Origin of the sequence: Herbaspirillum rubrisubalbicans (assembly GCF_003719195.1) — a bacterium.
GTDB lineage: Bacteria > Pseudomonadota > Gammaproteobacteria > Burkholderiales > Burkholderiaceae_D > Herbaspirillum > Herbaspirillum rubrisubalbicans.
The window spans coordinates 5,417,534-5,432,076 of sequence record NZ_CP024996.1 but is presented as its reverse complement, the minus strand read 5'-3'; the positions used below and the strand labels follow the sequence as shown (position 1 = coordinate 5,432,076).

Sequence of the window (14,543 nt, the reverse complement as noted above, 5' to 3'; positions counted from 1 at the left end):
TCAAAGCCCCTTTCGAAAAATCCCTGCCAGCAAGTCAGGGCGGTCGTGGATGAGGTCTTCCAGAGCCCGTCCATATGGCACGCCCTCCGCCGTTTTCAGCCATACCGGGGACAACAAGGGAGCAAGATGAAAGTCCGAGCCGATCTCCAGCGCGTGTTTGGCAAACAGCGTGCGGCAACGGGCGTCGTGCAAACCGTAACGGCTGGCATGTTGCAGACTGTGGAAGGTGCGCTGAGGCCAGCCGGCTTGCATGGCGAGCCGGTCAGCCCACAGACTGTCTTGCGAACACAGCTGCAGCCATGCGGCATGGACGTTGGCAAAGTCACTGACGCCAGACCACTGGTCGGCCCTGAGTTGCAGGCGCATCATGGATGGCGCGCTTGCGATGGCAGTCAGGTCTTCTGGAGAACGCTCCTGAACCAGCAAGCTGTGTTGCCGCCCGATGGCCCAGATGCTCTGGGCCGGGCCAAGCAAGGTGTGGCGTTGCTGCGCATCGAGCATGGGCCAAAGCCATTCGCGCACCCCGGGATCATGAAACCGCAGCAAGGTGTCCAGTCCGTTCCATCTGTGGAGATAGCAGCTTGCAGCCCAATGTCGGGCCAGATCGTTGGCACTGACGGCGCAGGTGATCCATCCGCATACCGACTGCCCACGCATTCTTTGTAGCTGCTCCATTGTCCAGCCGGCCCAAGCCCATTCCACGCTGCGTTCCAGCAGATCGGAGTCGTGGCGGCGCGCCAGATCCAGCGTCACAAGATAGGGGCCCAGCAGCGGGTCGAAGTTGGCATGAGCGACAGGAAAGCGCACGCGCCTGTCTTGGTCCACTTCACTGGAGTCGAAGGGATCCTGAAGCACAGGATTAATCCGCAGCAGGCATCGACTTTCCGAATGAGTGCTGAAATGGCGGTGCAGATTCTGGATCAGCACATTAGCAGAGCCAGCACCAGCTGGCGCTGGTCGGCTCACGTGGTCCATGCGTTTGATGTCGCTGGTATCGGCGCAGCGAGCCACCGGGCTGATAGCGCGGGTTGAGGCTGGGACTTCACGGTTTTCCTCGTCGTCAGGTCTTCAGGAAGACGCTGCGATCTGGACTGTTGGGTGAAGCGAAAACAGGTGCAGAAGCGTGTCTGCATCAGGCCGCAGCAAAGCCGCACATGATGCGCGGCCAACATCTGCGGAAGGAGGAACGGAAGGAAAAAGAAGCTGAAGCCAGAAAATAATCGAGGTTTATCTCGTCAACATTTCGATCCTGCCGATTCTGCGGCAGCCAACACCAATGGCCGCCCCCGCGCCCAACGATTGCTGGACAGCGAGAAGCTCAATGAACTGACCTGGTGATACCACCCCGCCGGGATATACAGCATCTCCCCCGGCTGCACTTCGCAGCACACCAGCGCCGCCTGGCGCGCCAAGGGGTAGCGCTCCAGGTCGGGATGGTCGGGATCGAAGGGCGAGCCGAACAGGATGGCGTTGGCTTCTTTCGGATACAGATACTGGTCATGATGCGGCGGCGCCAGCCAGACGCGCTTGTTTCCCCATACCTGGGCGAACACATTGTCGTCATAGTCGCAATGCAGCGGTGTGATGCAGCCGGCCGGTCCGATCCAGAAGCGCGGCGGCCCCATCTTCTCGAAGAAGTTGGGCCAGTGGCACAGCGCATTTAAGGCCCGCAATTCCAGATTGCCGAGATAGGGCGGAAGCCCGCTCTCATCGGCCATCGCCCGCTCCAGATAATCGACCAGCGTCATGTCCTGCATGGCTCGGTCCGGTGCGAAGGCGGTATTGATGTAGTCGCCCACACGCGCCCGCACCGGCAGTTGGCCGAAGTGCTTGCGCAGGTCTTCCATGGACATCGCCGCCAGCGGCCAGCGGCTGGCCATGCCGGTCATGATGAAAGGCAGGCCCGCCCGCGCCCGCTCACGGAAGGCAGCGGTCTTCTGCGGACCGATGCGCACGATTTCCCGCACCGTGGGCAACACGGCGCTGGCCTCGCGGATGGCCTGGCGCATCTCGGCCACCGACGCTACGCCGCGCACCTGGGCATCGCGCAGGTCACGCGCTGCTTTGCGCGCCGCGACTTCCTCGGCGCTCAGCCCGATGAAGTCGGGCCGCGGCGGCAAGGCACGTGCCGCAGAATGGGCGGGTTCAGGGGCATGTGAAAGAAAAGGCTTGGGCTGTTTCATTCTGGCTATTGTAGCGGCAGGGGCAAGCGCGCTTAGCGCATAAGGATATGAATTCTTCTTCCTTGTTCGAGGGGGGGCGGCGGGAGTGTAATAAACCCTTTAGCCAGCCGGGTCTTTGCGGCCTGGCCTTGGATACACAGGAGCCCCCAATGTCGGTCGCCACACTGGAACGCACGCAGCAGACCCATCAACAATTCGAGATTCTTCCCTTCGACGCCCCGCTGGGTGCCGAAATCATCGGGCTGGACCTGAACCTGCCGATTTCTGCTCAAGAGCTGGCCCGCATCCGCAGCGCCCTGGTCAATCACGGGGTGCTGGTCTTTCGCGACCAGCGCATCACGCCGCAGCAGCACATCGACTTCAGCCGCCGCTTCGGCCCCTTGCAGGTGCATGTGCTCAATCGCTTCCACCTCGCTGGCCACCCGGAAATCCTGATCGTCTCCAACGTGGTCGAGAACGGCAAACCGATCGGTCTGGTCGATGCCGGCGCCGACTGGCATTCGGACCTGTCCTACATGCCCAAGCCCAGCCTGGGCGCGCTGCTGCATTCACAGGAATTGCCGGCCGAGCGCGGTGACACCCTCTACGCCAATACCGCCGATGCCTGGGATACCCTGCCGGCTGCCTTGAAGACCCTGCTGGCAGGCAAGCGCGCCGTGCATTCCTACGTCTATCGCTACGAACGCCTGCGCAAGCTCTCACCCTGGCGCGCGCCGCTGACCCAGCAGCAGATCGACGAAGTGCCGCCGGTAGAGCATCCGGTGGTGATCACCCATCCCGAAAGCGGTCGCCAGATCCTCTTCGTCAGCGAAGGTTTCACCTCGCATATCGTGGGCATCCCGCGTGATGAAAGCGATGCGCTGCTCAAGGAATTGCACGCCCACATCACCCGCCCGTCCAACCTTTACACCCACAAGTGGCAAGCGCACGACCTGGTGTTCTGGGACAATCGCAGCACCCAGCACTACGCTGCGATCACCCCACAACACCTGCGCCGCACGCTCTATCGCACCACCGTCGAGGGCGACGTGCCGCGCTGAAGATTGGCCGGTGGCGTTGCTACCACCCTGGTATCAAGACGGAATACGCTGACAGCTTCTGTCAGTGAGGCAGCCTGGTCTTGCATGGACCGGGCCGCTGCTGCAGCCTCTTCCACCAGCGCGGCATTCTGCTGGGTGGCTTCATCGATGTGGGCGATGGCCAGGTTGACCTGCCCGATGCCATCACTCTGTTCCTGGCTGGCGCGCGTGATTTCACCCACGATCTCGGTCACGCGCGCCACACTATGGACGACTTCATGCATGGTGTCGCCGGCCTGCGCCACCAGCCGGCTGCCATCGCCGACCTTGGCCACCGACTCATCGATCAATTGCTTGATTTCCTTGGCCGCCGAGGCCGAGCGCTGCGCCAGCGAACGTACTTCGGATGCCACTACCGCAAAACCGCGTCCCTGTTCGCCGGCGCGTGCCGCTTCCACCGCTGCATTCAAGGCCAGGATATTGGTCTGGAACGCAATGCTGTCGATCACACCAATGATGTCGGCAATTTTTTCGGAAGAGGCATGGATCTGGCTCATCGTCGCCACCACCTGGTCCACCACTGCGCCCCCCTGGCTGGCCACCTGCGAGGCCGAGGCCGCCAACTGGTTGGCCTGGCGAGCGTTGTCGGCGTTCTGCTTGACGGTGGAGGTCAGTTGTTCCATCACGGATGCGGTTTCTTCCAGCGAGCCGGCCTGTTGCTCGGTGCGAGCTGACAGGTCCAGGTTGCCGGTGGCGATCTCGCGTGAGGTGGCGTTGATGCTCTCGGTGCCTACGCGCACGCGTCCCACGATGTCTTGCAGGTTGTCGTTCATCGACTTCAGTGCAGTGAGCAACTGACCGGTTTCGTCGCGGGCATCGCTATCGATGCGCGAGCTCAGGTCGCCGGCTGCCACGCTCTGGGCAATGGCCAGCGCCTGGTTCAACGGAGCTGTGATGCTGCGCGTGAGCAACCAGGCCAGCAGCGCGCCCAATACCAGTTCGCAGGCGCCAAGGATCACCAACATGCTGCGACCCGAGCGGTAATTGTGGTTGATGTCGGCGGCCGTCTCATCGATCACTTTCTTCTGGAACTCGGCATAGCGCAGCACGCTGTTGGCGTAGTCATCCATCAGTTTGACCAGTATGGTATCGGTCATCTCGCGGGCGCGGGTGGGGTCACCTGCCTTCTTGATGTCGAAGATATTCTGGCGCGTCTCACGATAGGTCGTGCGCAGCTTGCCGACGTGTTCGAACAGCTGTTTTTCTTCGGGGGTCGTGATGGCTGCCTCCACCTGCTTTTGCAACTGAGAGACTTTGGCCGACTGCGCATCGATCTGTTTCTGGAAATATTGCTGGACGGCGGGGTCGTCGCTCTTCATTACGGCGAAGGTGCGCACACCGTTTTCCTTGATGGCAGCGTGCCATTGCACGGCATCGCGTTCCTTTTTCAGTGCAACCTGGATCATCGCATCGGTCGCATCGCCGATGCTGCCCAGGCGCCAAGCGCCCAGTCCCACCATCACTATCATCAACATCAGCAATGCAATGAAGCCGATGGTCAGGCGTGCCCCGATCTTGAGGTTTTTCATCCTCGTTTCCCTTGAGTAATGCCCCGGGCGGCTACTTTGGCTTTTGTGATCGTGGGCCCGGTGCAGGTTGCAATCATGAAGTGCAAATCCGTACAGCCTGTCGAGGCTAACACAGGCCTGGGCTCATGCATCAGGACTCAGGAATGCCCTGATGCTGATGTTGTATTGAAACAAAGAAAGTATCGATGAAATGAGTTCTAGTGGCCCGTCGCGGCCGCATCCCACTCCATGGTGGCATCCAGCGGATAGACAGGCCGCCGCACCTGCTTGATCGGGAACAGCCGGAAATTGGCGCTGGTCGGCCCGCCGCTATCGGAATCGCATTCCACCAGCGCCCGGCTGATAGGCACAAATACCGGACGGCAATACATCCGCGACTTCAGGATCAGAAAGGCTTGCTGCGCCGGATCCAGGCCCAGGCTGGTGAACACGCCCAGGTCATACGGCTCGACCCGTTCTTCGGTGACCACGATGCGCGCCGCGCCGATATCGAACAGCACGCTGCGCCCCATCTGCAAGGTCGAGCCGGTATAGATCGGCCCGCTGACCGTAAAGCGTCCGTCGCTGATGGCCACGACCTTGCCGGTATAGACCGGCGGCACTTTGACGATGCCCTGTGCCGCCAGCGCCACCTTGTTGCCAACCGCCAGTGTGACAGTGGCACCGACCCCGGCCTGGATCAACTGCGCCACCGCCTCCGGGTCGCTGATGGGGCCCACGGCGATGCCTTCAAGCCCTGCCGCCAACGCCGCTTCCAGCACGTCCATGGTGTTGCAGGTGCCGCCAGACATGACATTGTCGCTATGGTCCAGCAACAGCACCGGCCCCTGGCCCGGCGCCAGGCTCAATTGCCGGGCTTGCGCCAGCGACTGCGCCAGCGGCAGGCTGTCGTAGACGAAGTCGGCGCGTTCGTCCCAGATCTGCCGGGCGATGCGGGCCGCCACGGCATCGGCCAGCGCCGTGTCATGTTCGGTCACGACGACCACCGACATGCCGGCATCGCGAAAGTCCGATAACGGGAAACCCGCCAGCACCGACACCGCCAGCACCCCTGCCTCCTGCTCAGCGGCCTTGGCGGCCTCTACCGCGCGCTGCATGGCCGAGGCCGAGGTATTGCTGGTCAGCGTGGCCGATAGCACCGGTACCTGACGCCAGGCCATGGTGGGTTGCGATTTTTTTTGCAGCAAGGCCAGCAACAGGCGTGCCGCGTGTTCGCCGGTCTCGGCCATGTCGATATGCGGATAGGTCTTGAAGCTGACGATGATGTCGGCATTGGCCACCATCTTCTGCGTGACGTTGCCATGCAGGTCCAGTGCCACCGCCAGCGGCGTGTGTGGGGCGATGCGGCGGATGCGTTCTAGCAGTTCCCCTTCGCCATCGTCGGCATTCTCGGCCACCATGGCGCCGTGCAGGTCCAGCAGGATGGCATCGCAGCCAGCCTCGACGGCGCGCACGATGGCCGCGCACATCAGCGTATAGGCATCGGCTGCCACCGCCGCGCTGGGGTTGGCCCAGGCGGCCACTGGCGTGACGATCTCGGCGCCGATCCGTTCAGCCATGTCGAGGAAGGCGCCCATGGCGGTGCGTGCGCCCTTCTGGTCAAGATAGGCGGCGTGATCCCATTGCGGAGCGAAGGCATCCAGGGGCGTGGCAATCGGCGAGAAGGTATTGGTCTCGTGATTCATGCGTGCAATGACGATTTTTGGCTTCATGTTCAGTTTTTTGCATCAATCTATTTTCATGCACCGATTACGCGGTGACCACACCTGCGCTAGCCAGCATGGCCTGCAACAGCACGTTGCAGCCGGCTTCCAGATGCTCCGGGCGGGCGTCTTCGATTTCGTTGTGCGACACCCCATCCTTGCAGGGCACGAAGATCATGCCAGCCGGGGCCAAGCGCGCGGCATAGATGGCGTCATGCCCGGCCCCCGAGACCACGTCCATGGTCTTGTAACCCAGCGCTGCGGCAGCGGCACGCACATTGTCCACGCAGTGCGGATGGAAGGGGCAGGGTGGGAAGTAGGACACCCGTTCCAGTTCGATGGAGAGCCCGGTCTTCTTGCGCATGGCTTCCAGATAGGCCAGCAGGTCTTCGTGCATCCGGGTCAGCGAGGCCTCGCTGACATTGCGCAGGTCGATGGAAAACTTCACCTGCCCCGGAATGACGTTGCGGCTATTGGGCAGCACCTGCACCTGACCCACCGTGCCACGGCCATAAGGCGCATAGCGATGGGCGATGGCCACCACCTCCTGCATGATGTAGGTCGAGACCTGCAGCGCATCCTTGCGGATTTCCATCGGCGTTGGTCCGGCATGGGATTCGAAGCCGGTCACCGTGCAGTCGTACCAGGACAGACCCAGCACCGCCGGCACCACACCGATGACGGTATCGGCATTTTCCAGCACCGGTCCCTGTTCGATATGCGCCTCGTAATACGCGCCGATGGGATGCTCGCCGCAGACCTGTTCGCCGATGTAGCCGATGCGCTCCAGTTCGTCGCGCACTTTCTTGCCTTCGACGTCGGTGGCGTGGTAGGCGTGTTCCAGCGTAAAGGCGCCGCAGAAGACCCCGGAACCCATCATCACCGGCACGAAGCGCGAGCCCTCTTCATTGGTCCATACCGCCACCTCGATCGGGGCTTCGGTCTGGATGTTGTGCTGGTTGAGCGTGCGGATCACCTCGATGCCGGCGAGCACGCCATAGTTGCCGTCGAACTTGCCGCCGGTGGGTTGGGTATCGATGTGCGAGCCGGTCATCACCGGTGGCAGCGCATTGTTGCGCCCAGGGCGACGCATGAAGATGTTGCCGATCTGGTCCACCACCACGCTCATGCCCTCGGCGCGCGCCCAGGATGTGACCAGGTCGCGACCCTGCTTGTCGAGGTCGGTCAGCGCCAGGCGACACACGCCCCCCTTGGGGGTGCCGCCGATCTGCGCCAGTTCCATCAGGGAATTCCACAGGCGGGCGCCATCGATGCGCAGGGTGGAGGCTTGGGTCTTCATATCCATATCGAGTCCTTGTTCGGTTTGGCGGTGTTCAGGCCGCCAGATTCACACCCAGATAACGGTCCTTCACCCCCTCATCAGCCAGGAACTGGGCATTGCTGCCGCTATAGACGATGCGCCCCTGTTCCACGATGTAGTGCCGGTCCGCCAATTGGGTACACACTTCCAGGTTCTGTTCCACCAGGATGATGGACATCCCGGTGCTCTTGATCTGCTTGATCTGCGCCACGATCTCATCGACGATCACCGGCGCCAGTCCTTCCACCGGTTCGTCCAGCATCAGCACGCGCGGATGCGTCATCAGTGCGCGCGCAATGGCCAGCATCTGTTGCTCGCCACCGGAGAGCTGGCCACCGCCATTCTTGCGACGCTCCTTCAGGCGCGGGAAGATGGCATAGATCTCTTCCAGTCCCCACGCCGATTCCTTGCGCGCGGCCATGGTCAGGTTCTCTTCCACGGTGAGCAACTTGAAGATGCCGCGATGCTCCGGCACCAGGCACACGCCGCGCGCCGCTATTTGGTAGGAGGGCAGGCCACTGATGACCTTGCCCTCGAACAGCACCTGTCCCTGCGCCGGCGGCACCACCCCGACGATGCTCTTCAAGGTGGTGGTCTTGCCTGCGCCATTGCGCCCCAACAGTGTCACCACCTCGCCCGCATCGACCTGCAGCGATACGCCCTGCAGGATGTGGCTCTTGCCATAGTAGCCGTGAACGTCTTGTACTTGCAGGATCATGCTTTGCCTCCGGTGATCATGCTGCCGAGATAGGCCCGGCGCACGCGTTCGTCACTGCGGATCTCGGCCGGCTTGCCCTGGGCCAGGATCTGGCCCAGCTGCATCACCGTGATGCGGTCCGAGATATCCATCACGATATCCATGTTGTGTTCGATCAGCACCACCGTGTAGTCGCGCCGCAACCCGTGGATGAGCTGCTTCATCTCCGCGATGTCGTCGATGCCCATGCCCGAGGTCGGCTCATCCAGGAAGATCACCTTGGGCCGCCCGGCCATGGCCATGCCCACTTCCAGCCGGCGTTGCTGGCCATGTGAAAGTTCTGCACAGGCGCGCCCCGCCACCGCCTGCAGAGACAGGCGCACCAGCAGCTCATCGGCCAGCGCACAGGCGGATGTGAATTGTTCCGCACGTTTCCACGGGTTCAGTGCCGCCAGTGGAGCGCGGCCTTGCGCCGCCAGGCGCAGGTTCTCGCGTACGCTCAGGTTGGGGAACAGGCTGGTCACCTGGAAGGAGCGCGCCAGACCTTTCTGCACCCGGCGATTGCCGGGCAGATGGGCCACCTCTTCGCCTTCGACCAGGATGCTGCCTTCGGTGATGGGCGTGGTCCCGGTCAGCGTATGGAACAGGGTAGTCTTGCCCGCGCCATTGGGGCCGATCACCGAATGCACGGTGCCGGCCTCGATATCGAGCGTGATGCCATTGACGGCGGTGAACTTGCCATAACGCTTGGTCACGTTCACCGCTTGCAGGATGGGACGGCTCATGAGTGCTTCTCCTTGGTCACGGTGGCGCTCTGTGCCGGGTCTTCCTTGCTGCCGCGTACGGCGTCGATGATCTTCATCGCGAGGCCGAACAAGCCCTTCTGCATGTAGAGACTGACCGCGATCAACAGCAGCCCCAGCAGCATCAGCCAGCGCGGCCACAGCGTGGAGAGCCAGTTGCCCACCAGCACGTAGAAGCTCGCGCCCAGCACCGAGGCAAACAGGTTGCCGGTGCCGCCGATGACGGTCATCACGAGAATCGCCTCGCTGGTGTGGTATTCGATGTTCGACAGCGGGGCCACGCCGGTCATCATCGCGTGCAGTCCACCTGCCAGACCCGTCACCGCACCCGAGATGACGAAGGCGGCCAGCTTGAGCAGCCGCACGTCATAGCCCAGTGCCGAGGCACGCGCTTCGTTTTCGCGCACGGCCAAGAGCGTCTTGCCCAGCACCGAATCGACCACCCGTTGCAGCAGCCAGAACACCAGCACGAACAAGATGGCCACCACCGCGTAGTACTGCCAGGAAGACGTGGTGGGCAGCAGCGTCAGCCCGAACAGCGACAGCGGCGGTCGCGGAATATCCAGCAAGCCGTTGTCGCCGCCGGTGACGTCCTTCATCGTATAGGCCAGGAAGTAAAACATCTGGGCAAAGGCCAGCGTGAGCATGACGAAGTAGGTGCCGCGCTGGCGGATCGAGAACCAACCCACCAGTAGCGCCACCAGTGCGCCACCCAGCGCCGCCAGGGCCAGTGCGGGCAGCAGCGCCAGCTTCCACTGCAGCAGCACCACGCCGGTGGTATAGCTGCCCACCCCAAAGAAGATGCCCTGGCCGAAGGACATCAGCCCGGTATAGCCCAGCAGCAGGTTGCAGCCCAGCGCGGCCAGCGCAAACACCAGTACTTCGGTGGCCAGCGTGCCCGAGGGCAGCAGCAACGGCAACAGCAGAGCCACGGCGGCCGCCAGCAGGGTGTAACGGAAATGCGCAATCTGTTTCATGGAAACCTCGGTGCAGAAAACGTCAAACTGCCTCAGGCCGCGCCGGGCCGACCCAGCAGACCGTTGGGACGCAGCAGCATGACTGCCGCCATCGCCACGTAGATCATCAGGTGTGCGCCCTCGGACCATACGGTGCTCATCACACTCTGCACGATGCCGACCAGGATGCCGCCGATGAGCGCGCCCCAGAAACTGCCCAGCCCACCGATGACCACCACCACGAAAGCAATCCCCAGCGCCTCCACGCCCATGAAGGGATCGGCACCGCGGATGGGCGCGGCCAGCGCTCCGGCAAGCCCGGCGGTGGCCGCGCCCAGGGCGAACACCAGGCTGAAGATGCGGTTGATGTTCAGGCCCAGCAGGCTGACCATTTCGGTCGATTCCGAGCCGGCGCGCACGATCGAGCCCAGGCGCGTGCCTTCCAGCACCCACCACAGCAGCAGTGCCATCACCGCCGTCAGGCCGATCACGAAGAGCCGGTACTTGGGATAGACGAAGCTGCCCCAGATCACCACCCCTTGCAACAGATCGGGTGGCGAGACATTGTTGCCCAACGGCCCCCAGGTCGAGATCACCGCTTCCTGGATCACCAGCGCCATGCCCACCGTAAAGAGGATGTGGAAATGATGCGGCAGGGCATACACATGGCGCAGTACAAAGCGCTCCACCACCCAGGCGAACAGGCCCACCCCCAGTGGTGCCACCAGCAAGGACCACCAGAAGCTCAAGCCCAGGTCGGTGACCTCGAAGCACAGGTAGGCGCCCAGCAGGAAGAAGGCGCCATGCGAGAAATTGACGAAGCGCAGCAGGCCGAAGACGATCGACAGGCCCACCGCCAGCAGGAAGTAGAGCATACCGATGCCTACGCCATTGGCGATCTGCAGCAGATAGATGTTCATGGAACCTCGTGACGAAGATGCAGCAAACGCGGCCCGCCCGCAGCGCTGAACGACGGACGGACCTTGGATCTCAAGCGCGGGACATCACAGCTTGCACTGCGTCTTCTCCAGCGCCAGGAACGACTTGCCGGAAGAGACGATGTCCGCATAGTCATTCTTGTTGGCCATCTTCGCCTTGGCCTTGCCCTTGAGCAGGTAATAGTTCTTGATGACCTGGTGATCGCCCTTGCGGATTTCCTCGGTACCGGTCAGGCCTTCGTACTTCATGCCTTCCATGGCCGCGATCACCGCCTTGGGGTCGGTGCTGTTGGCCTTGATGATGGCGTCCAGGATGATCTTGGTACAGATGTAGGAGCCGGCCAGGCTGTAGTTGGGATCGATCTTCAGGTTGTCGTTGACCAGCTTGACGAATTCCTTGTTGAAGGGCGAGTCGATGCCGTGCCAGTATTGCGCGCCGAAGTAGACGCCATCGCAGATATCCGCACCCAGCGCCTCGAACTGTTCCAGCCCAGAGGCCCAGGCCATGAGGATGGTGCAATTGTTCTTCATACCGAAGCTGACCGCCTGGCGCAAGGTGTCCGAGGATTGTGAACCGAAGTTCAGCAATAGCAGCACGTCCGGCTTGGCGGCGATGGCATTGGTGAGGTAGCCGGAGAACTCCTTTTCGGTCAGCGAGTGGTAGCTGTTGCCTACGTGCTCGATGCCCTTTTCCTTGAAGATGTTCTTGGCCGCCGACAGCAGGCCTTCGCCGAATACGTATTGCGGCGTGATGGTGTACCAGCGCTTGGCATTGGGCAGCTTTTCCAAGAGCGGGCGCACGGTCTGTTCAATGGCGCCAAAGGTCGGCACCGACCAGCGGAAGGTAGCGCGGTTGCAATCGCTGCCGGTGATTTCATCGGCGCCGGCGGTGGTGATGAAGACGGCGCCAGCCTTGTCGGCTTCCTTGCCCATGGCCAGTGCTTCGCCGGAGAGGATGCCACCGGCAAAGAAGCGCGTGCCCTTCTCGATGGTTTCCTGCATCTTGCGTACGGCGGTGGCCGGCTTGCCTTCGGTGTCGAGGGTGACATAGCTGGTGCTCTTGCCGAGCACCTTGCCGTATTTCTGCAGGGCCAGCTTCATGCCCATGTCGGCGAATTTGCCATTGGCGGCAAAGGGGCCGGACATCGGCACCGGACAGCCGAAGGCGATGCTCTCGGCCTGGGCCAATACATCGTGATAGGTCAGTGCGCCAGGTGCGGCCAGTGCAGACAGTTTCAGGAAATTGCGACGGCTGATCATGCTTGTTTCTCCCTCGAAGCTAACGATTGACAGATGACATCCATGGAAATACGCAACACTGCATTACCGCTCGCCCACGCAAGTTCCATGCCCATACTTTCCATAAAACTTAGGAAATGATGGGCAGTGAAGATGGCGTGAACGTGTGAAAGCCTGCGCTGTGAACGGGCGGAAAAGAGCCGATCAATAGGGATGCGCTGCCTGATGCGCATGACGCAAGGCAGTGCCGTGACGATGAAAAAACGCTGCAGCAGCGCGTCTTTGCGCCGCATGGCGTGAGCCATCATGGGGATCCTCCTGCCGCTCAGATGAGCGGGTCTCCTACGTTATGTTGCCGTTCTCCCGTGCTGCCGGTGTATGTCCACCGGTCTGCCACGACGGTCTGGTTTTTTAAGTTTTCTTGCTTTTGGTGCAGGCCTGCAATGGCTTTCTTGCGGGCTGGGGAAGGCTGACGTCTTCTGCACCGCGCCTGACGTTTTCTGCACCAACAACACGATGGCCATGTGCCGGCCAGCTCTTGCATCATACCTGCGCGCCAAAGAAAAACGGCATGAAAATTTCATGCCGTTGATCCTGGTTATTTCATCTGCGGGAAAGCGAATTCCGCACCGGCACTGGCCGTATTGGGCCAGCGCTGCATCACTGCCTTGGCCCGGGTATAGAAGCGTACGCCTTCCGGCCCGTACATGTGATGGTCGCCGAACAGGCTGCGCTTCCAGCCGCCGAAGCTGCTGAAGGCCATCGGCACCGGCAGCGGCACATTCACCCCCACCATGCCTACTTCGATCTGGCGCACGAATTCGCGCGCCACGCCGCCATCGCGGGTATAGACCGCCACACCATTGCCATATTCATGCGCGTTGATCAGTTCCACCGCGCTGGCGATGTCCGGGCAGCGCAGCACGCACAGTACCGGGCCAAAGATTTCTTCCTTGTACACCGTCATTTCCGGCGTGACGTGATCGAGCAAAGTACCGCCAACGAAGAAGCCTTTCTCGAAGCCGGGCACCTGGTAGCCGCGGCCATCCACCACCAGCGTCGCGCCTTCCTCGACGCCACGGCCGATCAAGCCTTCGATGCGCTCCTTGGCGGCGGCGGTGACCACCGGTCCCATCTCGGCCCCGGCCGCCATGCCTTCGTTGATCTTCAGCGCGCGGGCGCGTTCGGCCAGGGCCGCGACCAGTTCATCACCGGCGCTGCCCACGGCCACCGCCACCGAGATCGCCATGCAACGCTCGCCAGCCGAGCCGTAGGCCGCGCCCATCAAGGCATCCACGGCCAGCTGCATGTCGGCGTCGGGCATCACCACCATGTGGTTCTTGGCGCCGCCCAGGGCTTGCACGCGCTTGCCCTTGGCCGAGCCACGGGCGTAGATGTATTCGGCAATCGGGGTCGAGCCGACGAAGCTGATGGCTTTCACCTGCGGGTGATCCAGCAGAGCGTCCACGGTCACCTTGTCACCCTGTACCACGTTGAAGACGCCATCGGGCAGACCGGCCTCCTGCAACAGATCGGCGATCAGGAGCGCAGCCGAAGGGTCGCGCTCGGAAGGCTTCAACACAAAGCAGTTGCCACAGGCAATGGCGATGGGGAACATCCACATCGGCACCATCGCCGGGAAGTTGAACGGCGTGATGCCGGCCACCACGCCCAGAGCCTGGCGCATCGACCAGGCGTCGATGCCGCGGGCGATCTGGTCGGTGTATTCACCCTTGAGCATCTGCGGAATACCGGCGGCGAACTCGACGATCTCGATGCCGCGCGCCACTTCGCCCTGGGCGTCCGAGAAGGTCTTGCCATGCTCGCGCACGATGATGCGGGCAAAGTCATCGGCCCGTTGCTGGATCAGGTGCAGGAAGCGAAACAGCACTCGCGCGCGCGTGAGCGGCGGGGTGTTGGACCAGGCCGGGAAGGCGGCCACGCCGGCCTTCACCGCGGCATCGACTTCGTCGCTCGTACCCAGCGCCACTTGCGCCACCGGCACGCCTTGCGCCGGGTTGAAGACATCGGCGTAACGTCCGCTCTTGGTATCGACGCGCTGGCCGCCGATGTAGTGTGCAATCTTTTCCATGAA

13 protein-coding genes are annotated in these 14,543 nt (G+C 62.3%); 1 reads left to right on the top strand and 12 read right to left on the bottom strand.

Annotated features, from left to right (window positions below; translation table 11 throughout):
- Entirely contained in the window at window positions 1–927 is a 927-nt protein-coding gene (locus tag RC54_RS24135) for a DUF4123 domain-containing protein (RefSeq protein WP_244216412.1), read from the bottom strand.
- Window positions 928–1,235: 308 nt separating this feature from the next.
- Window positions 1,236–2,183, bottom strand: coding sequence for a cupin-like domain-containing protein (locus RC54_RS24130; protein ID WP_061788580.1), 948 nt, complete (start codon window positions 2,181–2,183; stop codon window positions 1,236–1,238).
- 149 nt (window positions 2,184–2,332) lie between these two features.
- Between RC54_RS24130 and RC54_RS24125 the strand changes: the two genes are divergently transcribed.
- Window positions 2,333–3,223 carry a TauD/TfdA dioxygenase family protein gene (locus RC54_RS24125; protein WP_026051880.1) on the top strand — a complete coding sequence of 297 codons (891 nt, stop codon included), beginning with the start codon at window positions 2,333–2,335 and terminating at the stop codon, window positions 3,221–3,223.
- On the opposite strand, the gene RC54_RS24120 is transcribed toward RC54_RS24125, so the two are convergent.
- The 10 genes from RC54_RS24120 to RC54_RS24075 form a co-directional block, all read right to left on the bottom strand.
- On the bottom strand, window positions 3,187–4,791 hold the full coding sequence (locus RC54_RS24120; protein WP_058897318.1) for a methyl-accepting chemotaxis protein: 1,605 nt from the start codon (window positions 4,789–4,791) through the stop codon (window positions 3,187–3,189). The genes RC54_RS24125 and RC54_RS24120 overlap by 37 nt on opposite strands.
- 197 nt (window positions 4,792–4,988) lie before the next feature.
- The gene (locus tag RC54_RS24115) at window positions 4,989–6,503 is read right to left on the bottom strand and encodes a M81 family metallopeptidase (RefSeq protein WP_061788579.1); all 1,515 of its coding nucleotides are present in this window, start codon (window positions 6,501–6,503) and stop codon (window positions 4,989–4,991) included.
- A 37-nt stretch (window positions 6,504–6,540) separates the two neighbouring features.
- On the bottom strand, window positions 6,541–7,800 hold the full coding sequence (locus RC54_RS24110) for a Zn-dependent hydrolase (RefSeq protein WP_061788578.1): 1,260 nt from the start codon (window positions 7,798–7,800) through the stop codon (window positions 6,541–6,543).
- A gap of 28 nt (window positions 7,801–7,828) precedes the next feature.
- A complete protein-coding gene (locus tag RC54_RS24105; protein ID WP_061788577.1) occupies window positions 7,829–8,533 on the bottom strand; it encodes an ABC transporter ATP-binding protein in 705 nt (234 codons plus the stop codon).
- Window positions 8,530–9,297 (bottom strand): ABC transporter ATP-binding protein, encoded by a 768-nt coding sequence (locus RC54_RS24100; RefSeq protein WP_058897314.1) that lies wholly within the window; start codon window positions 9,295–9,297, stop codon window positions 8,530–8,532. Before RC54_RS24100 ends, RC54_RS24105 begins: the two co-directional genes overlap by 4 nt.
- A complete protein-coding gene (locus RC54_RS24095; protein ID WP_061788576.1) occupies window positions 9,294–10,292 on the bottom strand; it encodes a branched-chain amino acid ABC transporter permease in 999 nt (332 codons plus the stop codon). The genes RC54_RS24100 and RC54_RS24095 overlap by 4 nt, the downstream gene beginning before the upstream one ends.
- 32 nt (window positions 10,293–10,324) lie before the next feature.
- The gene (locus tag RC54_RS24090) at window positions 10,325–11,191 is read right to left on the bottom strand and encodes a branched-chain amino acid ABC transporter permease (protein WP_044531565.1); all 867 of its coding nucleotides are present in this window, start codon (window positions 11,189–11,191) and stop codon (window positions 10,325–10,327) included.
- A gap of 84 nt (window positions 11,192–11,275) precedes the next feature.
- Complete coding sequence (locus RC54_RS24085; protein ID WP_082686131.1) at window positions 11,276–12,469, bottom strand: ABC transporter substrate-binding protein; 1,194 nt, start codon at window positions 12,467–12,469, stop codon at window positions 11,276–11,278.
- On the bottom strand, window positions 12,466–12,756 hold the full coding sequence (locus tag RC54_RS24080; protein WP_231738839.1) for a hypothetical protein: 291 nt from the start codon (window positions 12,754–12,756) through the stop codon (window positions 12,466–12,468). Before RC54_RS24080 ends, RC54_RS24085 begins: the two co-directional genes overlap by 4 nt.
- Window positions 12,757–13,046: 290 nt before the next feature.
- The gene (locus RC54_RS24075; RefSeq protein WP_017450083.1) at window positions 13,047–14,540 is read right to left on the bottom strand and encodes a CoA-acylating methylmalonate-semialdehyde dehydrogenase; all 1,494 of its coding nucleotides are present in this window, start codon (window positions 14,538–14,540) and stop codon (window positions 13,047–13,049) included.
- Between the last annotated feature and the right edge of the window lie 3 nt (window positions 14,541–14,543).